The organism is Candidatus Delongbacteria bacterium (assembly GCA_020634015.1).
GTDB lineage: Bacteria > CAIWAD01 > CAIWAD01 > CAIWAD01 > CAIWAD01 > JACKCN01.
In genome coordinates, this window is the sequence record JACKCN010000007.1 from 71,033 (window position 1) to 96,372 (window position 25,340).

The window sequence follows — 25,340 nt, forward strand, 5'->3', positions numbered from 1 at the left end:
ATGATGCGGTATGGAGAACTGGACGGAAGGGAGAATCGAAGACGGGGTCAGCGGCGGTCGAGGGCGGTGTCCTTGAGATAGGCATAGGCGCCACCGCTTTCGGAATCAGGGTCGGTACAGGCATCCTTGATTGCCAGGATTTCACCCAGGTGGTCCAGGAAGCAGTCCAGCACGCGCGGGTCAAAGTGGCGCGCCCGGCCTTCACGCAGAATGCCCACGGCCTTCTCCACCGAGAAGGCCCGTTTGTAGGGACGCTCGGAAGTCAGGGCGTCGAACACATCGGCCACCGCACAGATCCGGCCCCAGAGGGGAATATCTTCTCCGGCCAGTCCGCTGGGATAGCCACTGCCGTCCCATTTCTCATGGTGGCTGAGGGCGATCACCCGGCCTGCCTGAAGCAGCGTCGAGGGCGAGCCCTCGAGAATCCGTGCTCCCAGCAGGGTGTGCTGCTTCATGATCAGGAACTCGTTCTCGGTCAGCTTGCCCGGCTTCAGCAGGACGGAATCGGGGATGCCGATCTTGCCCACGTCGTGCATCGGGCTGGCCACGCGCAGCGTGTCGACTTCGGCAGCCGGGCACCCCATGGCACGTGCAAGCAACTCACTGTACCGGCTCATCCGCTCGATGTGCTGGGCCGTGTCCTCGTCCTTGAATTCGGCGGCCAGCACCAGGCGTTTGATGGTGTCGATGTGGGCATGCCAGGTTTCGCGATTGGCCAGTTCCAGTTCGGCCGTGCGCAGCTGGACCTTCATCTCCAGCTCGTCCTTGTGCTGACGCAGCGAGTCCTGGGCGGCCTTCATGCGCAGCTGGGTACGTGTGCGCACGCGCAGTTCCGTGATGTCAACCGGCTTGTTGATGAAGTCGTTGGCGCCTGCCTGGATGGCATGCAGGCGGTCTTCGCGGCTGGCCATCGAGGTGACCATCACGATCGGCAGCTCGTTGTAGTCGCGCTGCTTGCGGATCTGGCGCACCACCTCGAAGCCATCCATGCCGGGCAGCATGACATCCAGCAGGACCAGATCGAAAGGCTGGTCCATGCGGGCCAGCGCCTCGCGCCCGGTGGTGGCCGTCTCGACAAGGCAGCCGAAGGATTCCATCAGCTCCTGTACGAGACGCAGCACAGCAGGCTCATCGTCCACGATCAGGATGCGCGGGGATCCCGGAAAGTCCGTTTCGTGCAGCATGGTCTCCTGGCGCCTGGAAAGTTCCGGAAATGCCCTGGGCCTGCCGTGACTCGGGTCGAGCGGCCGTCGACATTTTATCGGAGCGCCCATCCCCGAATTGACCATCTCCAACGGAATTTCCCGTACTGCCAGGTTTGACCAGTCCTCAGTGACGCATCTCGCCACAGAATCGCGCGATGTTGAGCAGATCGGCCAGAATGCCCGAAGCTGTCTGGGCCGCTCCGGCTCCCGGACCACGCAACAGGACGCGCCCCAGCGGCTGGGTCGTCAGTTCCAGAGCGTTCTCGTTGCCGTTGACCGAGGCCAGCAGGTCGCCGGGCGCCAGTTCCTCGAGTCCGACGCTGGCCTCCAGGCTGTCACCCACCTTGTTCAGCCGGGCAATCAGCTTCAGGGCCCCGCCCTTCTCGCGGGCCGCCAGCAGCTTCTCGGCAGTGACCCCCACAATGCCCGAGGTCCTGACCGCACTGGCCGGGAGCTCCTGGCCGTGGATCACGCGCGCCAGGATCATGACCTTGCTGCGCGCATCCCAGCCTTCCACATCGGCGCGGGGATCGGCTTCGAGGTAGCCCAGTTCCCGGGCGGCTTCCAGAGCCTTCTCCCAGGGCACTCCCGCCTCCAGCTCAGCCAGCAGATAATTGGTGGTGCCGTTGAGAATTCCGCGCAGCCCGGGCACGTCCTGTCCCGCCAGCCCCTCACGCAGCAGACTGAGCACGGGTGTCCCGGAGAACACGGTAGCCTCGGCGCGCAGCAGGCGACCCCGGCTGACCGCCAGATCTTCCAGTTCGTTCCAGCCGAAGAGCGCGGGCGCCTTGTCGGCCAGCACCAGATGGCGACTGGCCTTGAGCGCCAGGCGGCAACGGTCGAGAGCAGGCTGGCCGTCCAGCAGGTTGCCCGGTCCCATCTCCACGTGGATGTCCGCGGGCAGGATGCTGCAGAGTTCGAAGGGGTCCAGATCACGACGCAGACCCAGCCCCTCGGGATACTCGGCCAGCGACCGCTCGCGACCCAACTCGGCCAGCGCATCCAGATTGAGCCCCTGGGGGTGATACAGACTGCCCCGCGCACCGGTCTGCACGCCCACCACCCGGAAGCGCGCCGCTCCGGGCATGCTTTCGCGCAGCTTCTGGCGCTGCAGCAGTGTGATCAGCCCCTGGCCCACGGTCCCCAGTCCGAACAGCATCAGTCGCAGCATGGGCTTCGCCCCCGTTTTCCTTGAGTGTTTCCCGCCGCGTTCCGCGGCCCCGTTGGCAACGCCCCAAAGGTACCAACAACCGCCTGAAGCCGACCCGCAGAAACGTCGCCCCGGAAGAAGCCCCCCCACACACGTGATCCTGTCATCTGACTTTCCGGCGAAATCCGGGTCGCCCGGAACGGGGACTGTGGGCATCGGCCGCTCCGGAGTGCTCGAACACTCAATCTTCCCCTTTCTCTGGTATCCTGTCACAGACTCGATTCCGTGATGTCCTCCTTGGCCCGGGACGGCCTCCCGTGACGCATCGTTTTCCACCTTTCTTTGGACGGGTCCAAAGAAAGGTGGAGCCAAAGAAAGACCCTCTTCGCAGGCCCCGCGCCGCGCAAACTTGGCCCGCGATGCGGTCCGGCGATCAAGCGCGGCGGCCCACGTGAATGCCCGACCGTTCCGTCTCGATGGTTCCGCCACCGGCGTCACCGCTTTGGAAGGGGGATTGAATCTTGGGGAAATCGACGGAGTCTCGGGGTGGATAGTTATTCGGCCAGCTCATCGCGCCAGCCCGTGGATTCCCCACGGGTCATGGATGTGTGATGCCCAGTTCGGGGCCTGGCAGTAGACAATTGCCTGGCGAGGCGAAGCCAGAATCCCTTCCCTCGCGCAGCGGGGGAAGGCCTGCCGAAGGCAGGTGGGATGGGGGCTGGATGTATGACATGGCAGGCGATGGTGTGTGGATTGACGGGGCGACACATCCCAAAGCGTCGCTTTGGGCTGAGGAAACAATGCCCCTTCGGGGCGTCCTATTTCAGCAGCAGGATCTTCTGCGTCCGCGATTCCCCGCCTGCAGACAGCTTCACGATGTAGACTCCGCTGGCCAAATCACCGGCATCCCATTGCACATGATGCTCGCCCGCGCTCTCCAGTCCGGAAACGAGTGTCCGCACCTTCTGCCCCAGCACGTTGTACACGGACAGTTCAACCTGCAGCGGGCGGTTGAGGACATAGCCCAGAGTGGTCACGGGGTTGAAGGGATTGGGGTGGGCCGGGTGCAGCACGAAGGTGGACGGTTGCGTCACAAGCGCCTTGCGCGGGGAGCGCACGGCCACCAGATGCTCCAGGGTGCCCGCATGCGGTCCTCCGGTGTAGCCGATGTCGTTGCGCAGGTTGCCCTGGCTGGGCCATAGGGCGAAGCCGGGGTTCTCGGGGTCTTCGATGTCGTCGTAGGTTGTGTCGGGGTCTCCTCCGTCGACCAGTGAGCCGTTCAGTGCGGGCAGAAATCCGCCTTCGATGTCCGGGTCGAAAGGCCAGGCCGAGTCTACCACGATGCCAGGGCCCATCGTGTGTGGCACTACAGGCAGATAACAGTACTCCCACTGAGCCCAGACCTGCTGCCCGGGATCGGACTGTTCGTGCTCCAGCTCAATGAACTGGCAGTTCGACACAGCCAGATTCCGGATCACGGTCTGTGAGTAGTCTCCATAGGACGGCTTGACGATAAAGGGGACATCGCTGTTCACCACCGTGCAATTGCGCATTTCACCGGAATCGAAACAGTTCATGCTCAAGGCGGCTTGCCAACTCGCAGAAATGGGCGTGGCCAAATCCTCCGCTTGTTGCCCATCGACCAGTATGTTCTCCATCACCCACGAAAGGGCACCCGCAAACACTCCTCGGCGACGGTTTTGATAAAGCTGGATGTTGCGCATCACACCACGGCTGTCATAAGTCGTCGTCAAAGTTCCGTCGTCATTGTCACGGAAGACAAGATTCTCTAGAAGATTTCCGGTCTGGCCATCGTTGTACTCGTACAGGTAGAATACTGAACCGAGGCTGCTCAAGCCGGACTCAGGACAGTGATTCGGTTGGGCGTTGCTCTCGAAGAGGCACTTGCTGACACGAAGACCTACCCCCCCATACTGTCTCACATACAGGCAGCGTCCATCGTTGGCCGCGCGTGTGTGGATCGAATAATCATCAGGGTCGATGAGCAGGTTTTCTTGAAACTCACACTGGTTGATGGTCAGACTGTCCAGGTCACGCTGCTGATACAAGTCAATCAAAGCGCCGAATATAGCAACGGCCCGTTCTGGATGTTGCGGATCGTGTGCCAACTCGGTGATGTTGCCGCCAAAGCGACAACTGTCTAGACTGACATCCAACATTGTGATATGCTGCCCCCGATACGCAATGGGGCCTTCGTCTTCTGGCCAGACGCCATTCCCAACCCTGTTGCCCTCGTAGACCAGATGACGCACCAGACCGGTGGACTCCTCACTTCTCAGTCCCAACACATGCTGACAATGTTCGTAATTATTGCGTACAATCAAGTTGTCCACTTTCAACGAATCCCCCAGAAACCAGAGCATGGCTTCGAGTGGGGATCCTCCACAAGGTGCAAGGTGCTGATTACCTTCGAACACAAAGCCCCTTACAGATGGGGCACGAAAACGTGGACCTGCAAATACTTGAAAATCTCCCGTCGCCGAGTTGTCCCTGATCAATACATCATCCAAGTCCATTATTCCATCCGACCCAAACTTCACCCAAAACTGTGGCACATCGCTATAGCCGCGCACCTGCATGTGGCGCACTCGAAGTGGATCTCCATCGAGGTGTGCTGCACGCCCTTGATCGTGTGTTCCGTCAATCCACAGTCTATCGATTTCAAGCCCCCTCCCCATCCATAATGCCACTTGCTCGAGTCCATTCGTGAGGGAATCACTCTGGATCCTAATGTCCTGAAGCCGCGCAGAGCTTGATGATGAAGATCCGAATATTGATCTCCCGCGTGACAATCCTGGGCTTTGCTCATTGTTCTGGAATACCAGATGGCGCACATTCAGATGGATACCGTCCCGAATGGTTAATCCACCAGAGTTGCTTTGAATCTGATACTCGCCATATCCATTTTCAATCACAAATCCAGATATTGTCACACTGTCACCTGTAGAGGTCGATGTAGTCAACACACATCCTCCCCGGTCGCCATTCAATCTGCATTCCAACCAGTCCAGACTGTCGCCGCTCAACTCAAACTCCGACATCAGAGTCATGGTACGGGCTGGCAGCACAAACTGTCCGTTATACGTTCCAGGTGACACCAGCACTGTGTCACCTACACCGCATCCATTCAGAGCCGCTTGCAGATCCTGGAATTGATCAGGGACCCTAAGGCGGGCGGCATGCGCTATGTAGGATAGGCCGCCCAAAATGGCGGCCTGAATCAGCAACGTACCAGAGAAGTATCGACTCACTTCATGACCACCATCTTTGCTGTTTGCGGCGCCCCGATTCCTGCCACCACTCGAATAAAGTAAACCCCGGTTGCGAGATCAGTATCATTTACAATCAGCTCATGGTTTCCAGCAGGTAACTCCCCGTCCCAGATAATACGTACCCGAGCACCTCGCAAATTGTACAGCTCGGCTAACACACGATCATCACCGCGGAGAGTAATCGGTACACGTGTCACTGGGTTGAATGGATTGGGATAAGCAGATCCCAGCCTCTTGGAGTAGGGTTGCTCTGCGAAACTGCCTTGAGTTGATGAGTCACCGCTCTCAGGACCTTCGTCAAGTCCGGAAAAGGTCAGAAAAGGTGATGATCGCTGCGGTCATCCCCGTGACCGAGGCGATGACCGTCAGCATGACCGCCGTTGTGACCGCCGTGGTGACGGACGAAGTGGCGGTCAGAACCGCGGTCAAGGGGGTGGTCAAGGTGGCGGACAGGGTGGCGGTCGGAGCGACCGTCATCCTGTAGGGCCAATTGCCATGCGGCTTGGTGGACAGGGCTGGCGACAAGGTGCCCCACAGGACGACGGTCACGGCGATGGTCGGAATGACCGCCGTGATGACCGTGACCCAATGCCAGTGGGCGCCTGTGCGCCGAGGCTACACCAAAGTCCCCTTCCCTCGCTCAGCGGGGGAAGGCCCGCCGAAAGGCGGGATGGGATGGGGGCGGATTCGTCGCCTGGATTGGCCAGTGCAATCGCTCGGGATCCCCGCTTTCGCGGGGATAAAGTTTTTTTTGGGGGGGGGCGCCACACTGGGTGACACGTTTCGTTTGAGTGATGTGCTTTTGATCCATCCCCTTCCGCAGCGGTGACGCCGGTGGCGGAACCATCGAGACGGAACGGTCGGGCATTCACGCGGGCCGCCGCGCTTGGCCCGAAGGACCGCATCGCGGGCCAAGTTAGCGCGGCGCGAGGCCTGCGAAGAGGGTCTTTCTTTGGCTCCACCTTGCTTTGGACCCGTCCAAAGAAAGGTGGAAAACGATGCATCACGGGAGGCCGAAACCGAGCCGAGGAGTCATCACGGAACCCCGCCAAGCAACAGGATGACGATAGAGGAAGAACACGTGTAGCGGCAGGATTGACACAACGAGAATCGCGGTATAACCAATCGGGGCCCCCATTCTGGGCGACCCGCTACACGGGGGTGACAGGACATGGGGCTCGCCTCACATCAATCTTCTTCCGCAGCGGTGACGCCGGTGGCGGAACCATCGAGACGGAACGGTCGAGCAGGGAACGTGGGCCGCCGCGCTTGCTCGCCGGACCGCGAAGCGGGCCAAGTTTGCGCGGCGCGGGGCCTGCGAAGAGGGTCTTTCTTTGGCTCCACCTTGCTTTGGACCCGTCCAAAGAAAGGTGGAAAACGATGGGTCACCGGAGGCGGTCCCGGGCTGAGGAAGGAATCACGAGCCCCAGTCAGTGACAGGATGCCAGTGGAAGAGGATGGAAGATTGAGGGTTCGAAGACTCCGGTGCGGCCGACGCCCACATTCCCCGGATTTTGCCGGAACGTAAAAGGGCGTGCTCACATGTGTGGGGCTGCATCGGGCCTGGCTGGAAGCTAGGGCAAACGACTTCCGAGGCTACCGGGTGGGGAGGTGACCTTGCTACTGCTGAGCAGCAACCTCGAGAATCGCCTGTGCCTTCGCGGCACTGATGCCCCTGACGGCACACAGGTCTTCCAGGCTGGCGGTGCGCAGCTTCTTCAGACTGCCGAAATGAGCCAGCAGGCGGTCGCGCAAGGTGGGGCCCAGGCCGGGCACCTCTTCCAGAAAGTCCATCTTGCGCTCACGACTGAGGCGGGCACGGTTGTGGCCTATGGCGAAACGGTGGGCTTCGTTGCGGATGTGCTGCAGCAGACGGTTGGAGGCGCTGACCTTGGGAATGTTGCGGGGCAGGCTCTCGCCGGGCAGGAAGACTTCCTCGAAGCGTTTGGCCAGACCGATCACGGGCAGACTGGCCAGGCCCAGTTCCTGAAGCACGGTGTGCGCGCGGCCCAGCTGGCCCTTGCCGCCGTCGATGAGCACCAGATCGGGCAGGGGCTTCTGCTCGGCCAGCACGCGTGTGTAGCGGCGGCGCACCACTTCCTCCATCGAGGCGAAGTCATCAATGCCCTCTGTCTCACGGATGTTGAAGATCCGGTAGTCCTTCTTGAGCGGTTTGCCGCCTTCGAAGACCACCAGCGAGGCCACCGTGCCCTCGCCACCGAAGTGGCTGATGTCGAATCCTTCGATGCGCGTGGGTGGGCCGGGCAGGTCCAGATCGCGGGCCAGGGCCTGAAGGGTTTCGGGCACACGGTCGCGCTTGAGGCGTTCCAGTTTCAGTTCGGCCAGCAGGTGACGCGCGTTGGCTTCGGCCATGCGCATCAGGCTGGCCTTCTCGCCGCGCTGGGGCCATTCGAGGCGTGTGCTGCGGCCGCGCAGCTCCTGCAGGAATCCACTCAGCAGATCCGGGTCGCCCGGCTCCAGAGGCAGCAAGAGGCGCGGCGGGATCTGGCGTGACTCTTCGTAATACCCGAAGAGAAAGCGCTCGAGCAGTTCCTCATCCGGGCTGGCCAGTTCGCAGCGCAGGTGGGCATGAAAGCGCCCGTTCAGACGCCCTTCGCGGACACGGAAGACCACCATGCAGGCGTCGCGGTCCTCACGGGCCAGGGCCAGCAGGTCCAGATTCTCGCTGCCCCCGCCCTTCTCCACCTTCTGACCCTGATCGAAGCGTTCCAGCACCTGCAGCGTATCACGCGCGGCGGCGGCGTCCTCGAAACGCAGGGCGCTGGCGGCGGCGGCCATCTCGGCCTGGGTCTCGCGGCGGACCTCGCTGACCTGACCCTTGAGGATCCTGACCAGCGTCTCCACACGCCGATTGTAGTCCGGCTGGTCATCGTGGCCCGCGCAGGGGCCCAGGCACTTGCCGATGTGATAGTCCAGGCAGACCTTGTGGCGGCCCTCGGCGCGGCTCTTCTCGGTGATCGCCAGATCGCAGTCGCGCAGCTTGAGCCGGTCCTTCATGCTGCGCAGAAAGGCGCGCAGGCTGCCCACTTCGGTGTACGGGCCGAAATAGCGGCTGCCGTCGCGTACCACGGTGCGCGTGATGAACACCCGGGGCCAGTCTTCCTTGGTGATGCGGATGTAGGGGTATGTCTTGTCGTCGCGGTAGACCACGTTGTAGCGTGGCCGGTGGGTCTTGATCAGCGTGTTCTCAAGGATCAGCGCTTCCACTTCCGAGTCGGTGACGATGGTCTCGACCGAGGCGGCCTTGCCCAGCATCACCGGGATGTGCGTGCGCCCATCCCCTCCCCGGGCATAGCTGCGCAGGCGCGTGCGCAGATCGCGCGCCTTGCCCACGTAGAGCACACGCCCCGTCGCGTCCCGGAAGAGGTAGACACCGGGGGCCGCGGGCTGGTTGCCGGGGTCGAACTGGAACACGAGGGAACCCTAGCCTTCGCTGAGTTCCAGCAGCACGCCGGAGGTGCTCTTGGGATGCACGAAGGCGATCTTCTTGCCGCCGGCTCCCTGGCGCCAGTGTTCGTCGATCAGGCGCATGCCGCGGGACTTGAGCCGGGCCAGGGCGGCCTCGATGTCATCCACCTTGATGCAGAGATGGTGGATGCCGCTGCCGCGCTTCTCAAGGAAAGCGGCTACCGGGCTCTCGGGGCCCGTGGGTTCCAGCAGCTCGATGTGGCTCTCGCCCAGGTGGCCCATCGCCACCACCACCTTCTGGTCCTCGACATGCTCGCGCGGTTCGAAGTGCAGGCCCAGCACGTCTTCCCAGAAGGGCTGGCTCTCGTCCAGATTCTGGACGGCAATCCCGATATGGGCGATCTTCTCGCTGTTCATGAGTCTCTCCGTTGACAGGGTGACAGGGCGCGAAGGTAGGAAAGTGCGGGGCGTGGTGGCAGGACCACGTCATGAAATCAGGCGGATTCTGGATCACGCGCGCGCCACTCATCCGGCTGAATGCGTCGCGCGACTCCTTTGGTCAGTCGGAGGAGTCGGAATTGCACTGGAACAGATCCGCGGGGGTTCTGATCAGGATTTCCTGGCCGCACTCGCCCATGGTCAGGCGCAGGAAGAGCCACGCGTTGCGGCCGCAGGGCCAGCGCTCCGCGGGCAGGTCATCGTGCAGCAGCCAGTAATTCAGTTCAATCGCCTGATTGGCCTGCAGCACAGCATCCCATGCGTCGTCAAGTGGCAAGAAGTCGCTGCCCACGGGCACGAATGCACTCGCGGGAAAGTGGATCAGCGTGTCCTGCGTGCCGACCGGAATCAACCAGCCATCGCTCACCCGGATCTGCCGGGCGTCCGAGAGTGACTGATTGCTCAATTCCAGATCCAGCAACACTTCCACCTGGTTGCTGCCGCCCTCCGACCATCCCTGGACGTCGATCCGGGTACTCCATTCCAGAATGGAAATCGGGTCCTCCACGAGCAGCTGGCCCACCTGTCGGCCAGTTCGGCCCAGTGGATCACGCAGCACCACGACAGGGGAATGTGTTCCCGGCAGATACTTGCGCACCCAGATCAGGCGCGACTCCCAGTCCGTGTCAAAGACGCCGTCCCCTTCCCAGTCGACACGACTTTCCAGCTGATCCGGGAAGGGTCCCCCCTCCACGCTGACCAGCAACTCCAGCTGGAAATCCGTGCTGGGCACACCGCAGGCGGGCGAGATCCGAAGCTGGCTGACCAGTACTCCACCGCTGGTGGCATCATGGATGTCGTCACACGCGAGCAATGCCCCCAGCATCAGGATGGTGCTGGCCATGTGTGCCGGACGTCTGGTGGATCTCATCTCCCGATCCTTTCACAGGGCCAAAGCTCGTTGCTCATTCATACCAGCAGCGGAGTGCCGCATCACAGTCCAGCGTGCGCCGCTGGCCGATGCTCCCCATGCCGAAGCTGAGCCGCATGGGCTGCGGGGCCTCGCAATCGATCAGCGTGTCCGGGAACGAGGACAGGAAGGACAACTGGAACTCCAGTTGCAGGCTCTCGGCCGCATGCAGCTGGCCTTCCCAGGTTCCGGGAGCGGTCTGCACCGCGTCCAGCCGGAACTCGCTGGCCCGCAGCTCGCCCGAGGGCAGCACGAGGCTCAGCGAATCCAGACTCAGAGCGGAAATCGGCCAGGGCGTGGGGTTGTGCAGCGTAAGCAGCAGGCTGCCGTCCATGCCCATCCAGTCAGGCGTCGATGCCTCGATGAAACCGGTGAGCCGCACATCCGCCGTGATCTCCAGTTGATCGACGGGCACTTCGACCCGCAGATCGCGCAAGGTTTCGCCCGTGTTGCCCTCTGGATCTCGCACCTGGATCAGCGGCCGCGGACTGCCGGGCGCGTAGGTGTGACTCAGTGCCTGGAGCGGCAGCCAGCCGGTGTCGAAACCGCCGTCTCCTTCCCAGTCGACGCGCATGCGCAGTGAGTCGGCGGGTGTGTCCGGGTCCAGGCTTGCGCCGGGGTCCATCCAGAAGAGTGTTCCGCTCGTGCCCGTCGTGGGGCTGAATGAGAATCGCGCCGCGGGTGCTGCCGTGGCCAGTGGTTCCGGATCCAGTCCGGAATCCAGCATCCGGGATTCCTCGCCCGTGCAGGCCATGCAGACTGCACACAGCAGCACGGCACCGCCGCGCATCGAATTGGACCACGCACGGGCAGGTCGCCTGTCACCCAGGGCTGTTGTCATCTTCTCTCCACGATCTTCGGAAACGACTCCCCTTGCCTGCAAGACGGGCCAGGTAATTCCTGACAGCGCACGGATACCTGAACGGAGAGTGGCAGGACCTCGCCGGCCGGAGATGCCAGTTGGCTCTCGATGGCCAGCATGCCGTCGCAGGGCAGACTCTCCCTTGCGATCCCGTATGCGTAGGGATCGAACCAGAGCGTGAGCGATTGCTGTGGCATGATCTGTCCGTCCCAGAGCGAGTCCCCGAGCCAGGCAAGCCCGGACCACACGAACAGAGTATCCACCCCCGGGACAGCGTGCAGCACCACCTGATCCAGGCTCAGATTCCACCAATGGAAGTTGGTCTGGTTGCTGATCCGGCACTCCACCATGGCGAATGCATCACACACGGATCCAGGTTGGGATGTGCATTGGATCTCCAGACTGGCACCGATCTCGAAAGTCGCGGGGTTCAGCCAGTCCAAAGGTGGGTATACCTCGAGAGTCACCTGTGTGCTGCCGATGAGTCCTTCAGGATCGCGCACGTCCAGCACCAGCTCGTGAATGCCCGGCGCGAAGCGCTGTTCAAGTGCGCCCAGCGGAGACCAGGGCGTGTCCGGCACACCGTCATTGTCCAGATCCAGGCGGAACTGGAGCGTCGATCCCGGGTCATCCACGTCGCTGCTGGTCTGCGGGTCCAGACTGAAGTGCGTGCGACTGGTGCCCACTTCCGGGATCACGAGCAGGCGGGCCTCGGGTGCGACGTTCGTCGTGTCACCGACACCCGGATTGTCCGAGCAGGCGCTCAGCAGGGTCAGCAGAATCAGGCAACGGACCTCAGGGCCAAGACGGACCTGCCACGTGCGCCTTGCCAGGGTGCTGTATGTCATCGTGTTTCCTCCACCAGACACTCTACCGCACAGCCTGTCTCCAGGGAGTGGCTCTGCCCACATCCCGCCATTCTCAGCAATATGCGCAGCCCCAGGGTCCGTCCGCAGAACGTGGAATCCAGACCGGCATTGCCCGAAGCATCCAGCTCCAGATTCTTGACGGTCATCGCCGGCAACTCGCCATTCCAGTATTCGATGCCGTCGTAGACATCGTAGAACAGTGTGTCCAGCGGGTTTCCAGCTTCCGGGTCGAAGGCTATGATTCGTGCCAGTTCCAGATTCTGGTAGTCGGTCTGGGTCAGATTGGCCAAGCGAACCTGCAGAAGTCCCTCGAAGCCCATGGACCCATTCTGTCCGAAGAATGCATGGACGCTGCCACCACTGTTGAGCAAGGTCAGCGACTCCAGGCCCGGTTCGATGCGCACACGCCGGGAAAGCGTGGAGATCATGCCTTCCTCATCCCGGATCTCCACCGCAGGCCACCAGTCACCCACTGGATAGCGGTGAGACAACGGGCCCAGTTCCAACCACTCCGTATCCGGGATGCCATCGCCTTCCCAGTCCAGCCTCACTCGCAGACTTTCGGCCGGTGACTGGTCGTCGGTGGAGGCTCTCGGGTCGAACTGGATCGGATCGAGATCGCTGCCGCAGGTGGGCTGCAGCTCAAAACGAACCGTGGGCGCCTGATTGATGGCGCCATCGGTCCCGCGATCCGAACAGGCCACAAGACTTGCCAGCAAGAGCAAACCCAGAAACCAAGGCAGCGGTTGGCAAGCCGCAACACAAGGAGTCCGGCCTGAAGGAGGTGGAAGGGCAGACATGGGGGGCCTCACTGTCATAAAAGTCGGCAGATGCCGAGTTATGGCTTTCCCCGGTCTTGCGCAAGGGCAAAACGAACGGGATTGGTGTGAGGTTCCGCGACGCAGGTCAGGTTGTGCAGCCACGGCAACAGGCTCCCGCCCAGGCCGATCCAGACAGGTTGCGAGACGTCGATGCAGCCGGTGTCGACACCGCCAACACTTTCCCAGTCGATGCGCACCCGCAGGGAGTCGGCGGGAGCGTGCCCAGCGGAGACCAGGGCTGATTGTCCAGATCCAGCCGGAACTGGAGCGTCGATCCCCGGTCATCCACGTCGTTGCTGGTCTGCGGGTCCAGACTGATGTGCGTGCGACTGGTGCCCACTTCCGGGATCACGACCAGACGAGCCTTGGGCGCGACCTTCGCCGTGTCACCGACACCCGGGTTGTCCGAGCAGGCGCTGAGCAGAGCCAGCAGCGTCACGAAAGCATGGCCCTGGCCAACCCTGGGCGGGCGAGAGCCCCGGAGATGTTCGGGGCAAGTCATCGGGTCGTCCATCAAGGGCAACGAATCAGGCACAACAGATCCAGGCTCCGGCTCTGGTCACAGCCGGCCATCCGCAGCTCGAATCTGATCCCCAGATGCCGTCCACAAAGCTCAGGGCTCACTCCGGACCCATCCGCGAACAGGTCCAGATGCAGTGTGCGCATTCCCTGCCCGGGCAGGAAGCCATCCCAGGGCGCAGACCCCCAGTGCACATTCAGGAAGAACGTGGTCAAAAGCGATCCGTCCTCCGGATCGAAGAGAACCGGGTCATCCAGGATGAGATCGCGATAGTCCACACTTCCCAGATTCAGCATTGGCAGGTCCATCAGGGTGGAAAGGGAGACTCCCCCAAAGTGGTCGACGATGCGGTCCAGCACGATGGGATCGTCCTGCAGGATCAACAACGAGCCAAGATCGGGCTGGACCAGTACAGGAACCGTTGCCACCGAGACCAGGCCCTCTTCGTCCCTGATTTCCACGATGGGCAGCCAGTTCCCCTCCCGGTAGGGGTGTGACAACACACCAAGACCCAGCCACTCCGTATCCGGGATGCCATCGCCTTCCCAATCCAGTCGCACCCGCAGACTCTCGGCGGGCGACTGATCATCCGTGGAGGCGCTCGGGTCGAACTGGAAGTCATCCAGAGTGGACCCGCAGGCCGGTTGCAGATCGATGCGGGCCGTGGGCGCCAGATTCCTGACTCCATCGCCGCTGTCGGAACAGGCCACAATACTCGCCAGCATGAGCAGACAGATGATGACATGAATCGGCGGGCGGGCTGGAACACAGGGAGTCCGGCCTGGAATGGATGGAAGGGCAGACATGGGGGGCCTCACTGTCAGAAAAGTCGGCAGAGGCCGAGTTATGGCTTTCCCCGGTCTTGCGCAAGGGCAAAACGAACGAGTTCCAGACCCCTGCCGGCTCCAACCATCAGGCGCCTGCCCAAACAAAAGCGATGATCACGCTGGCCCATCCATGCCCTCGCCTCGAGGGCTCGATACTATAACTGTGTTCAAAGCTGACACGGATGTTCCGCCTCCCCGAACAATCTCTTGTAAGGATGGCGGTTCTGCCGATTCTTTCTGTCGACAAGTGCCAGGCCCCAACTCGCGGGCTCGGTCCATCCAGAATACACCGGGGGAAGCATGTGCAGTCACCTGAACCGGGCAGGATTCGTCCTGCTCCTCCTGCTGGTGGCCCAGAGCTGGGCCCAGATACTGATTGACGAAATCCAGCCTCTGAGTGGACTGGACGGTACTGGACACCCGGGTGAGAACCAGCTGGTACTCTACAATTCCGGGCCCACCGTGTCCCTGGCTGGCTGGACAGTGGCCGGCGACAGCCTCTGGATGCAAGTCGCTCTGCCTGCCTGGACATTGCCCGAGGGGGCCTTTCTGCGGGTCGATCTGGGCAGCGGCACGGATGATGCCGATTTCAGCGACGGTCTGGGCCTCTGGCACGCGGGCGTCGGCTCATGGTGGGAAGATGGCGGCTCCTGTGAGCTGGGCCTGTACAACGGTCTTCCCTCAAGTGCCAGCATCGTGGACTTCGTGGCCGCGGCTTCGGGCGAGTACATTCCGGGAGTCGCGGGCGGGCATGCCAGCGCGGCGGGCATCTGGACCGCCGGGCAGATCGTGGACATGGCGGACTGGAGCAGTTTCAGCCGTCCCGGAAGGCTTCCCAGCGGGCGCGATGGCAATACTCCCGGCGACTGGGGTGAACTGCTCTCCTCGCCCGTGACACCACTCTCCGAGGCCAATCCCCTGCAGCGTTTGCCGCTGGACGGCAGCCTGATCGACGGCGGACAGATCACCTTCGAGTGGCGCAGCCTGGGCGGCCCCGTGCGGCTGGAAATCGATGACAGCACCGACTGGGCCTCCCCGCTGCACAGCGTCGTGCTGAGCGACAGCCTGTTCAACACCACTTTGCCCGAGGGGCGCTGGTTCTGGCGCGTCTCGCCCGATACCATCGGCACCGCCTGGCCGGTACCCGCCTGGGGGCTGATGGTGGATGGGGGCGCCGCCTCGCGCGCCGAGCGCGCGGTGCTGCCCGTGCCACAGCGCATGCAGCACAAGGACAGTGGCATGCTCTGCATCTGGAACCAGAAGCTGGGCCGACGCTGGGGCTGCCAGCACGACGGGTCCGCCAGCTCGCCCTGGGACGGTGCGCACAACGACGAAGATCAGCACATCCTGCGTTGCGAACATTGCTCCTGGTACTGCATGCCCGCCTCTATCCAGATGCTGAACAACTTCTTCGGCGGCACCCTGTTCCAGGACGAGATCGCCTTCCACCTGCACGGCACCCATCGCCCCACCAAGCCCGAAGGTGATCTGGGGCATCGGCTGGGCGCCGAGGCCGAGACGAATTCCACGGCCGCCTGGGCCCTGGGGGGTCGCACCGTCACCCGCCATGTGTTGCCCTCGGCCGACCGCCTTGACTGGGACACCTTGACCACCGAGATCGACGCGGGGCGTCCGATTCTGGCCATCGTGACCCTCAATGGCAGCACGCGGCACGCGGTGGTCGTGGATGGCTATCGCCCCAACCCCAGCACCTCCAACCGGGGCATCCGGATCAAGGACCCCTGGCCCGGGCGTTCGGGAATGTTCGAGCACAACCGCTACGATGTGCTCTCGTATTACACCCTGCAGGCCGGCAGCTTCACCCCGCTGGCGCGGGACTCCCATGTGACCCTCGACTCGGATCACGACGGCATCGTGGACCTGGACGAGGGCCGCGCCGACCCGGGTCGCGGCGCGCGCACCTTCTGCAGCTCACCGGATCTGGCGGACAGCGACCGGGACGATGTGCCCGACAAGGCCGAGATCTTCAACTATACTTTTCACCGCCAGTATCACGCGAGCCATTCCAACCGGGCAATCGGTTTCGCCGACGGCGACAGCGACGGCCTGCGCGCCGAGTGCGATTGCGACAGCGACAACGATGTGCAGTTCGATGGGGGCGAGGATGTCAACGGCGACGGCCAGAATCCTCGTGGCGGCCTCGAGACCTGTCAGTTCAGTTCGCCGCACAGCATCGGCATCGGTTTTCTGCAGCTGCCCGATATACCCCTCTGTCGCGAGGCGGTGTATGTCTTCGGCAACACCTTTCACGCGCGCAGTGCCTATCCCTACGAACTGGTCAGCCCCTGCTCAGCCCCGGTGGACGGTCAGGCCGTCGGGCAGTCGGGTGTGCTGCGCTCCGATTCCCTGGGCGTGATTCCCCTGACCAAACTGGGCGTGTTCTCGCCGGGCTCCTACCGGGTGATCGTGGACATTCTGCGCGACCAGCTCTTTTCCTCGCCGGACAACTGGGACCCCTGGAGCTGCTTCCTGGTACCGCCTCATTTCTATCTGATCACAGGAGCCGATGAGGACACCATCGAAGTCAAGGAGCGCTTCGACGATGCTCTGGGGGGCCTGGGCATCGACATGCACAGCCGCACGGTCGCTGCGGGGGAAGACGGCCCCGACTGGGAAACCATGCTGGATTACGACCTCTGCTGCTGGGTCACGGGAGGCAACGGCAGCGCCCCCTTGACCCAGAATGACATCCAGAACCTGGTGACCTACATGGATCACGGGGGTCGCCTGTTGCTGACCGGCAACAACATAGCCAGCACGCTTTTCCAGGGTCCACCGACCCCACTGACCCAGAACTTCTTCGCCAACTATCTGGCCACACAGCCGGTGCAGCCACAGGCCAATTGTCCAACGGTTCTGCCGCAACCGGGCGGAATCCTGGATGGAATGGGCCCGCTGAATCTGCAGGGCGGACTCCATTCCTGGCAGGAAGCGGACATGCTCGCTCCCCTGCCCCAGAACGGAGGGCAACCCGTGGCTTTCTATGATCCACAGTGCCCGCAGAGCGCGGCGGCAGGAATCCTGCGCACCGATGGCCCAGTCTCCGGACGAAGCCTGTACTACCCATTCGCCATCGAGGATCTGGCCGATCCGGCGCAGTTCCAGGAACTGCTGGGCCGCAGTGTGGGCGTCCTGCATGGATTCTTCGATGGCCCCCCGGCGCCGCAGAACCTGAGGATCCGTGTGGAAGGTGGTCTGGTGCATCTGGATTGGGATGCGGTTCCCGGAGATGTGGTGAGCTACAGCATCTGGGCCGGCTATGAACAGGGGCAGCCTCTGGAGAGGATCGGGGGAAGCCAGAGCACGAGTTTCGTGGACGGAGAGACACCCCAGCATGATCTTGCCCTGTACCGGGTGGTGGCCGAAGGCGGCAGTACACAAGCGACGGCCTACCCGTCCGCACGCATCGAAGGGCGCACGGATGTACAGCGGGTCCTCGAGGAACTGGACGCCCGGCACGTGCGGCACACCTTGCGCACCGATCTTCCGCTGTTCATTCCGGGCGAATGACTCCCGGACTGCGGAGGCAGGCCGTCTGACCCGGGGTGCTAACAATCAGCCCTTGCGGTCCAGGCCCCAGGCGCCTCCACCCAGGCAGATCAGGGCGATGGACACGCTGAGGAACTCGAGGGCGTGCGAGGCACCCGACCAGCCGGCACGGGCTTCCTCGGGGGGCAGGTTCAGATGGGTCAGAGCGGCCATCACCATGGTGCAGGCCAGCAGGAAAGCCGCCAGGCGGGTCTTCAGCCCCAGCACCAGCATCAGCGAGCCGATGCTTTCGGCGAAGGCGGCCATGAAGCCCCAGAACAGGGGCAGAAAGCTGATGCCCACCATTTCCATGGCGCCGCCGACCTTCTCCCACTTCTCGGGACCGGCCAGCAGCTTGCCCAGGCCGTGATTCAGGAACATGCTGCTGCCCACTCCAACGCGCAGCACGAGCAGCCCCAGGTTCTGCAGGGTCGATCCACTCAATTTCGGTGCGTTCATCCTGTCTCCTCTTGGTGTTCGGTCCGTGCGCGCATCAGCGATCGATGACCAGCAGGCGCCCGGTGACTTTGGGCTTCTCGAGACTGTGATCCAGAATCCGCGCGCCAAATTCCTTGCGGCAGCGGGCGGCCAGAGTCTCGAAGGGCTCGCGCCCCGGATCGGAAATCAGGATGCGCGGCACTCCCAGATCCAGCGCGCGCCGGATCAGTTCGAAGAGCGGCGTCACCAGTTCGGGCCAGAAGCAGATGTCGGCCCCGGCCAGCAGGGTCCGGCCACGCAGGTCCCGGTCGCTGAGGCGCGCCATGTCCACGAACCGCGGGCTCAGGCTCACCTCGTTGATCCGGGCATGCAGGTCCAGGAAGGGCGCCACCAGCGGATCGGTGTCCACGGCCAGCACACGACAGCCGAAGCGTCGGGCGCAGAAGATGCCCAGCAGGCCCCAGCCGCAGCCCAGATCGATCACCCCGGAGCCAGCGGGCAGGCCATGGTGCTCGAGGTGGTCGATGGCCAGCCAGCCCGAGTTCCAGACCCGGGTGCCATAGTAGAATGGTTCCTCGCATTCCTGCTCGAGGAACCCGATCAGCGGGTGCGCCTTCTTCAGCGCGAAGAGATCGTAGGCGTAACACACATCCCGGTCACGGGCGCGCGTGATCACGATCATTTCTCCCAGAAATTGGACAGCTTCTTCATCAGGTCATCGGACTGGATGCAGCGCTTCGTGGGCACGGGCAGGCTGTCCAGGAACTTCGATCCGTAGGGCTTCTGCACGACCCGCTGGTCCAGCAGCAGAAAGATCCCGCGGTCCTTCTCATGGCGGATCAGCCGTCCGAAGCCCTGGCGGAAACGGATCACGGCCTCGGGCACGCTGTACTCCATGAAGGCGTTGGCGCCCGCGGCCTCCAGAGCCTGGGTGCGGGCTTCGACCATGGGTTCGTTGGGCACGTCAAAGGGCAGTTTGCTCATCACGAGCAACTGAAGCGCGTCGCCGGGCACATCCACGCCCTCCCAGAAACTGTCGGTGCCCAGCAGGATCGCGTTGCCCGCCTCACGAAAGGCATCCAGCAGGTCGCTGCGGCTGCCGTCCTTGCCCTGGGCCAGCAGGGGAATGCGGCGGTAGTCCACCCGGTTCACCAGTTCCTCGAGGGTCGTGTTGAGAAAACTGTAACTGGTGAAGAGCATCAGGGTGCCCTTGTTGAAGCGCGTGGAAATGTCGGCCACCAGCTCGGCCAGCTTGCGGCAGAACTCGCGCCGGTTGCGCGCACTGGGTTCGGGCAACCAGCCCGGCACCAGCACGCGGGCCTGGCGTTCGTAGTCGAAGGGCGTGGCCAATGTGAGACAATCCATCTCACGGCCCAGGCGGTTCAGCCCGCAACTGTTCTGCAGGTAGCTGAACGAGCCGTCCACCGCCAGGGTGGCGCTGGTCAGCAGCAGGCTCTCGAGGCGCGAGAAGAGCTGGTCGGCCAGTTCGCGCCCGATGCGCAGTGGGCAACGCAGGAACTGGCTTTCGCGAGTCACCGGATGCATTTCGAACCAGGCCACCTGCTCGCCGTCCGCGTGGTCGGCCAGGGCGTCCAGCTCGTCCAGCAGTTCCAGCAGGGTCTGGCTCTGGAAGGCCAGTTCGGCGGGCACCGCGGCCAGATCGGGTTTCTTTTCCAGCAGGTCCGCCAGTTCCAGCTCGAGGGCGCGCAGACTGGCGCGCACTCCGGGCACTCCCGCGAAGAGCGCCTGGTGTTTGTCCACGTGATGCAGCAGGGGATTGTTGGCCTGGGTGAAGCGGGCCTTGTAGGTGTAGCGTGTCGCGCTGATCGCGTCGCCGTGCAGGGCCTGCTGGCGTGTGTTGTACGCCGTCCAGTATTCCTGCAGGGGCGCCTGCAGTGCCGCCAGGCCTTCGGCCAGTTCTTCAAGCGCGCGCACCACGCGATTGCCCGCGCCATTGGGGTCCGTCGGGTCCAGCACCGCACTGCGCAACTGGCGCAGCAGGCCCTTGCCGCGGTCTTCACCATCGTAGATCGCCCGCAGGGTGCGCGAGAGCGCCGGAAAGGAGAACTCGCTGCGGAACTGGCGCTCGGCGCTGCGCACCAGATTGTGGGCCTCGTCCAGAATCAGGTGGCCGTACTCGCCCAGGATGCGGCCTTCGGTCTGCAGGTCGGAGAGCAGCAGGCTGTGATTCACGATCACCACATGGGCGTCGGCCACATGGCGGCGCACCCGGTTCAGCCAGCAGCCCTCGCCCTTGCGGCAGCCCGGGTTGGCGCAGGCCCGGGCGTCGCTGCGCAACATGGCCCAGAGCTGGGGCACCACCCAGGGATGAAAGGCCGTGCACTCCTCGATGTCGCCCGTGCGGGTCCGGTCGGTCCAGATCACCAGCGGCAGCAGGCGCAGCCGTTCGTCGATGGTGGCCCGCTGGGGCAATTCGTCCAGCAGGGCCTTCCAGCGATGTCCGCAGAGATAGTTCTGGCGCCCCTTGAGCAAGACGGCCTTGAGCGGACCGCTGAGCGCACTGCCCAGCAGGGGCACGTCCTTGTGAAACAGCTGTTCCTGAAGATTGCGCGTGTTCGTGGAGACCACCACCCCGCGTTCTCCGCGAGCCAGCAATTCGCGTCCCTGAAGAATCGCGGGCAGCAGGTAGGCGAAGGACTTGCCCGTGCCGGTGGCCGCCTCGACCAGCTGGAAACGCCCTTCACGAAATCCGCGCACCACGGCGCTGGCCATCTCTTCCTGCTGGGGCCGGTGCTGGAAGCCCGCGATCGAGCGTGCCAGCAGCCCGCCCGGGGTGAACCAGCGCGCACGCTCCGAATCTTCCGTCTCGGGGCCGATGGCTTCGCGGATGTAGACATTGTCAGCCAGGCGTCCGTCGGCGGCGGGGTGGGGAGGTCGGCTGCCTTCCCGGGCCACCCAGGCATCCAGCTGCTCCAGCCAGTCCTGCTGACGCGAGTGGGTATCGTGCGCCACCAGTCTCAACAGGCGGCGGAGCTCGGGCTTGAGGCCGGCTCCCAGTTCCACCAGTTGCTGGAACACCAGTGCGGTGGCCTCGGCATCGTCGCAGGCCCGGTGGGCGCTTTCCAGAGTCACGCCCAGGGCAGTGGCCACGGTGCCCAGGCGGTGATTGCCCAGGGTGGGCAGCAGAATCTGCGCCAGCGGCACCGTATCCCAGGCATGGCGGTGGCGATTGAAAGCCAGACCGCATTGCTCGGCGGCGCGGGACGTGAAGCCCAGATCGAAGTCCACATTGTGTCCCACCAGCGGGGCATCGCCCATGAACTCGAGCAGGCGGGGCAGCACCTCCTGGATCGGCGGTGCATCACGCACCATCTTCGGTGTGATCCGGGTCAGGCGTTCGATGGCCGGGGGAATCGCGCCGCTGGGGCGCACAAGCTGGGAGAGACGGTCGACCACACGCCCATCGACGAGGCGCACGGCACCCACTTCGATGATCTCGGCGCTGTCTTCCAGTCCGGTGGTTTCCAGGTCGAAGGCGACCACAGTGCGGAACATCGGCTCCTCTCCGGGGCCGCCGCGGCAGGCTCCCTTCGCTGATGCAGCGGGCAGATGCGGCCGGTCACCCAGGGCAACCGGCCGCAGTGGATTCATCTCAGGTATGCTGTGCGCCGGATCAGGAGCCGGCCTCCGTGTGCTCCAGACCGGCACTCCAGCCCAGGTCGGCACGCTTGATCGCCAGCACGTCATTCAGCCGACCCACGGGAGTGGTGTTGGGAGCGCTGGCCAGCAGCGGGTCCTTCTGCTCGCACTCGCGATGGATCTGCAGCATGGCCTCGCAGAAGCGGTCCAGGCTCTCCTTGCTTTCGGTCTCGGTGGGCTCGATCATCAGGGCTTCGGGCACGATCAGCGGGAAGTAGGTGGTGGGAGCGTGCATCCCGAAGTCCAGCATGCGCTTGGCGATGTCCGAGGCCTTGTAGCCCAGCTTCTTCTGGTTGCGCGCGCTGAACACCACTTCGTGCAGGGTGGGACTCTCGAAGCCCAGACGATAGGTGTCCTTGAGCCGGGCACGGATGTAATTGGCGTTGAGGATCGCGTTCTCCGACACGCGCCGCAGCCCGCGGGCTCCCAGGCGTCGGATGTAGGCGTAGGCCCGCACCAGCGCGCCGAAGTTGCCGTTCCACATGTGTACCCGGCCGATGCTCTGCTCGGGTTCGACCCAGCGCAGGCCCTCGGGCGTCTCGCGCGTGACCGGACCGGGCAGGAAGGGAGCCAGGGTCTGGCCCACCACCAGGGGACCGGCACCGGGCCCACCGCCCCCATGGGGCACGGCAAAGGTCTTGTGCAGGTTGATGTGCATGATGTCAAAGCCCGAGCGCGCGGGCTGAACAAGGCCCAGCAGGGCGTTGAGATTGGCGCCATCCATGTAACACAAGGCCCCCACCCCGTGCACCATCTCGGTGATGCGCGCGATGTGCGAATCGTAGATCCCCAGGGTGTTGGGATTGGTGATCATGAACGCGGCCACGTCCTCGTCCAGCACGCGGGCCAGATGTTCCAGATCGAGCATGCCGTGCTCGTCGGATCCGACTTCCACCACCTCATAGCCCGCCAGGGTGATCGAGGCCGGATTGGTGCCATGGGCGCTGTCGGGGATCACCACCTTGCGGCGGGCGTTGCCCCGGCTTTCGTGATACTTGCGGATCATGAACAGCGCGGTCAGTTCGCCGTGCGAACCGGCCACCGGCTGCAGGGTCACGTCGCTGAAACCCGTGATCGCGCAGAGTTCCTGCCCCAGGGCGTGAATCAACCTCAGACTGCCCTGGCACTGCTCGTCGGGCTGAGCCGGATGCTGGTTGGTGAACCCTTCCAGGAAGGCCAGCCCATCGTTGACCTTGGGGTTGTACTTCATGGTGCAACTGCCCAGCGGGTAGATGTCCTTGTCCACATGGTGGTTCAGGCTGGAGAGGCGCACGTAGTGGCGCACGACGGTGCCTTCCGCGACCTCGGGCAGGTCCAGGGCCGATTCACGCTTGAACTGCGTGGGTTCGCGCTGCTCGAAACCGCCCGTGTTGACACCCGCGCTGGCTGAGTCGAAACTGCTGCCACCGTCCTTGTGATACTCGAAAATCAGGGTGCTCATCGTGCGCCCCCTCCCGTGGCCCGTTCGATCAGCCGGGCGAAGTTTTCCAGGTCATCCTGGGTCTGGAACTCATTCACGGCCACCAGCAGGGCGTCGCTGCCGCGCCGGGAATCCAGCGCCAGTCCGGCCAGCACTCCCTGGCGCTTCAGCTCTTCCAGCACCCGGTCACGACCGGGCAGCTCGAGGGCGAACTCGCGGAAGAAGGGCGCGGCACTCAGCACGCGGCAGCCGGGGATGCGTTCGAGGCGCTCGGCCAGCCAGGTCGCCCGCGTATACAGCGAGCGCGCCAGCTGGCGCAGGCCACTGCCGCCCATCAGGCTGAGGTAGATCGTGGCGAAGGTGGCCACCAGGGCCTGGTTGGTGCAGATGTTGCTGGTGGCCTTGGCCCGGCGGATGTGCTGCTCGCGGGTCTGGAAGGTCAGCACATACCCGCGCTTGCCCGAGGCGTCCTCGGTGGAGCCGATCAGCCGGCCCGGCATCAGGCGCACCCATCTGGCGCGCGAGGCGAAGAGGCCCAGGTTGGGACCGCCGTACTGGGGCGGCTGGGAGATGCTCTGGCCCTCGCCCACCGCGATGTCCACATCGGCCTCGCCCGAACTGGTGAACAGGGCCTGGGCCAGGGGGTCGAAGACATGGATCACCAACGCACCCGCCACATGGCAACGGGCGGTCAGTTCCTTGAGATCTTCCACACTGCCGAAAGCATTGGGGCTCTGGATCACCACGGCGCAGACCGTGTCGTCCAGGCGCTCGGAGAGGGCCCCGGGATTCAGGCGCCCGTTCTCGAGGGCAATGGTTTCCAGACTGTGCGGCCAGGGCGAGCCATAGGTGCGGGCCACCTGGAGATGCTTGCGGAACAGGCCGTCCGAGAGCAGGATCCGCTTGCGGCCCGGCTGGTCCTCGTGAATCGCGCGCGCCATGCGCAGGCCTTCGGCCAGGGCGCTGCCGCCGTCGTAGAGGCTGGCGTTGGCGATTTCCATGCCGGTGAGTCGCTGGATCATGCTCTGGAACTCGTAGATCACCTGCAGCGTGCCCTGGCTGACTTCGGCCTGGTAGGGCGTATACGCCGTGATGAACTCGCTGCGGGTGGCCAGCACGCGCACGGTCTCGGGGATGTAGCTGATGTAGGCTCCGCCCCCGAGGAAGCAGTTCTGGGGTGCGGGCACCAGATTGGCGGCGGCCAGTTCGTGCACGTGGCGCACCAGTTCCGATTCACTGAGGGCCGGTGAGACCGCCAGTTCTTCCGTCAGGCGGTTGCTGGCCGGGATGCCCGCCAGCAGCTCGTCGATCGAAGCCGCTCCGATCCGGTCCAGCATGGCCTGCCGGTCCCGGTCCGAGTTGGCGATGTATGGCATGAATGTCCTTCCCCGTCCCACTCTTGCGTGGGGCGACTGCGCCCGTCAGGGCATGTGGTGTGGGCAAAGAAAAACAGGGCGTACCGGAAAAGCCGGAACGCCCTGGAAGAGTGCTCCTGCCGGTCTCAGTCGGACACCTGCTCGTCGTACTCGTCGGGACTCATCAGGTCGTCCAGTTCGGCCTTGTTGCTGATGCGCACACGCACGATCCAGCCCCCTTCGAAGGGATCGTGGTTGATCAGCTGGGGATCGTCTTCCAGCGCGCTGTTGATATCCAGGATCTCGCCGGAAAGCGGAGCGTAGACATCGGCAGTGGCCTTGACGGCCTCGATGCTGCCCAGACTGTCGCCCTTCTCGAAGTGGGTACCCACACCCACCGATTCGACAAGGACGATGTCTCCCAGTTCGCCCTGGGCGTAGTCGGTGATGCCGATGGTGGCTTCGTCGCCATCGACCAGGATCCATTCATGGTCTTCCGTGTACAGCAGATTGTTGGGTACACTCATCTGGACT

20 protein-coding genes are annotated in these 25,340 nt (G+C 63.6%); 2 read left to right on the forward strand and 18 right to left on the reverse strand.

Annotated elements, in window-relative coordinates:
* Positions 1 to 47 precede the first annotated feature (47 nt).
* The 4 genes from H6678_13140 to H6678_13155 all read right to left on the reverse strand — a co-directional run bounded on the left by H6678_13140 (position 48) and on the right by H6678_13155 (position 5,845).
* Positions 48 to 1,184: a response regulator gene (locus H6678_13140; protein MCB9474740.1), complete on the reverse strand. Its 1,137-nt coding sequence runs from the start codon at positions 1,182 to 1,184 to the stop codon at positions 48 to 50.
* 145 nt (positions 1,185 to 1,329) lie between these two features.
* Positions 1,330 to 2,376 carry a homoserine dehydrogenase gene (locus H6678_13145; protein MCB9474741.1) on the reverse strand — a complete coding sequence of 349 codons (1,047 nt, stop codon included), beginning with the start codon at positions 2,374 to 2,376 and terminating at the stop codon, positions 1,330 to 1,332.
* Between the two features lie 797 nt (positions 2,377 to 3,173).
* A complete protein-coding gene (locus H6678_13150; protein MCB9474742.1) occupies positions 3,174 to 5,402 on the reverse strand; it encodes a T9SS type A sorting domain-containing protein in 2,229 nt (742 codons plus the stop codon).
* Between the two features lie 221 nt (positions 5,403 to 5,623).
* Positions 5,624 to 5,845 carry a T9SS type A sorting domain-containing protein gene (locus H6678_13155; protein MCB9474743.1) on the reverse strand — a complete coding sequence of 74 codons (222 nt, stop codon included), beginning with the start codon at positions 5,843 to 5,845 and terminating at the stop codon, positions 5,624 to 5,626.
* A 128-nt stretch (positions 5,846 to 5,973) separates the two neighbouring features.
* On the opposite strand from H6678_13155, the gene H6678_13160 reads away from it, so the two are divergent.
* Positions 5,974 to 6,132, forward strand: a complete 159-nt coding sequence (locus tag H6678_13160) for a hypothetical protein (protein ID MCB9474744.1) — start codon at positions 5,974 to 5,976, stop codon at positions 6,130 to 6,132.
* A 1,136-nt stretch (positions 6,133 to 7,268) separates the two neighbouring features.
* Here the strand turns inward: H6678_13160 and H6678_13165 are convergent.
* The 8 genes from H6678_13165 to H6678_13200 all read right to left on the reverse strand — a co-directional run bounded on the left by H6678_13165 (position 7,269) and on the right by H6678_13200 (position 14,282).
* Positions 7,269 to 9,083: an excinuclease ABC subunit C gene (locus tag H6678_13165; protein ID MCB9474745.1), complete on the reverse strand. Its 1,815-nt coding sequence runs from the start codon at positions 9,081 to 9,083 to the stop codon at positions 7,269 to 7,271.
* A 9-nt stretch (positions 9,084 to 9,092) separates the two neighbouring features.
* Positions 9,093 to 9,494, reverse strand: coding sequence for a methylmalonyl-CoA epimerase (mce, locus tag H6678_13170; protein ID MCB9474746.1), 402 nt, complete (start codon positions 9,492 to 9,494; stop codon positions 9,093 to 9,095).
* A 142-nt stretch (positions 9,495 to 9,636) separates the two neighbouring features.
* Positions 9,637 to 10,446 (reverse strand): hypothetical protein, encoded by an 810-nt coding sequence (locus H6678_13175; protein ID MCB9474747.1) that lies wholly within the window; start codon positions 10,444 to 10,446, stop codon positions 9,637 to 9,639.
* A 34-nt stretch (positions 10,447 to 10,480) separates the two neighbouring features.
* Positions 10,481 to 11,326, reverse strand: coding sequence for a hypothetical protein (locus H6678_13180; GenBank protein MCB9474748.1), 846 nt, complete (start codon positions 11,324 to 11,326; stop codon positions 10,481 to 10,483).
* Positions 11,323 to 12,195 carry a hypothetical protein gene (locus H6678_13185; GenBank protein ID MCB9474749.1) on the reverse strand — a complete coding sequence of 291 codons (873 nt, stop codon included), beginning with the start codon at positions 12,193 to 12,195 and terminating at the stop codon, positions 11,323 to 11,325. Before H6678_13185 ends, H6678_13180 begins: the two co-directional genes overlap by 4 nt.
* The gene (locus H6678_13190) at positions 12,192 to 12,935 is read right to left on the reverse strand and encodes a hypothetical protein (protein MCB9474750.1); all 744 of its coding nucleotides are present in this window, start codon (positions 12,933 to 12,935) and stop codon (positions 12,192 to 12,194) included. The genes H6678_13185 and H6678_13190 overlap by 4 nt, the downstream gene beginning before the upstream one ends.
* Before the next feature lie 187 nt (positions 12,936 to 13,122).
* Positions 13,123 to 13,476 (reverse strand): hypothetical protein, encoded by a 354-nt coding sequence (locus H6678_13195; protein MCB9474751.1) that lies wholly within the window; start codon positions 13,474 to 13,476, stop codon positions 13,123 to 13,125.
* A 74-nt stretch (positions 13,477 to 13,550) separates the two neighbouring features.
* Positions 13,551 to 14,282: a hypothetical protein gene (locus H6678_13200; protein ID MCB9474752.1), complete on the reverse strand. Its 732-nt coding sequence runs from the start codon at positions 14,280 to 14,282 to the stop codon at positions 13,551 to 13,553.
* 402 nt (positions 14,283 to 14,684) lie between these two features.
* Here H6678_13200 and H6678_13205 point away from each other — a divergent pair, with 402 nt between their 5' ends.
* Complete coding sequence (locus tag H6678_13205) at positions 14,685 to 17,915, forward strand: C39 family peptidase (GenBank protein ID MCB9474753.1); 3,231 nt, start codon at positions 14,685 to 14,687, stop codon at positions 17,913 to 17,915.
* Positions 17,916 to 17,960: 45 nt separating this feature from the next.
* Here H6678_13205 and H6678_13210 read toward each other — a convergent pair whose 3' ends face one another.
* The 6 genes from H6678_13210 to gcvH all read right to left on the reverse strand — a co-directional run bounded on the left by H6678_13210 (position 17,961) and on the right by gcvH (position 25,333).
* On the reverse strand, positions 17,961 to 18,392 hold the full coding sequence (locus H6678_13210) for a DoxX family protein (GenBank protein MCB9474754.1): 432 nt from the start codon (positions 18,390 to 18,392) through the stop codon (positions 17,961 to 17,963).
* A 34-nt stretch (positions 18,393 to 18,426) separates the two neighbouring features.
* Positions 18,427 to 19,053, reverse strand: a complete 627-nt coding sequence (locus H6678_13215; GenBank protein ID MCB9474755.1) for a methyltransferase — start codon at positions 19,051 to 19,053, stop codon at positions 18,427 to 18,429.
* Positions 19,050 to 21,887 (reverse strand): hypothetical protein, encoded by a 2,838-nt coding sequence (locus tag H6678_13220; protein MCB9474756.1) that lies wholly within the window; start codon positions 21,885 to 21,887, stop codon positions 19,050 to 19,052. The genes H6678_13215 and H6678_13220 overlap by 4 nt, the downstream gene beginning before the upstream one ends.
* A 118-nt stretch (positions 21,888 to 22,005) precedes the next feature.
* Entirely contained in the window at positions 22,006 to 23,472 is a 1,467-nt protein-coding gene (gene gcvPB, locus H6678_13225; GenBank protein MCB9474757.1) for an aminomethyl-transferring glycine dehydrogenase subunit GcvPB, read from the reverse strand.
* Entirely contained in the window at positions 23,469 to 24,827 is a 1,359-nt protein-coding gene (gene gcvPA / locus H6678_13230) for an aminomethyl-transferring glycine dehydrogenase subunit GcvPA (GenBank protein MCB9474758.1), read from the reverse strand. Before gcvPA ends, gcvPB begins: the two co-directional genes overlap by 4 nt.
* A gap of 125 nt (positions 24,828 to 24,952) precedes the next feature.
* Positions 24,953 to 25,333, reverse strand: coding sequence for a glycine cleavage system protein GcvH (gene gcvH, locus H6678_13235; GenBank protein ID MCB9474759.1), 381 nt, complete (start codon positions 25,331 to 25,333; stop codon positions 24,953 to 24,955).
* Positions 25,334 to 25,340 lie beyond the last annotated feature (7 nt).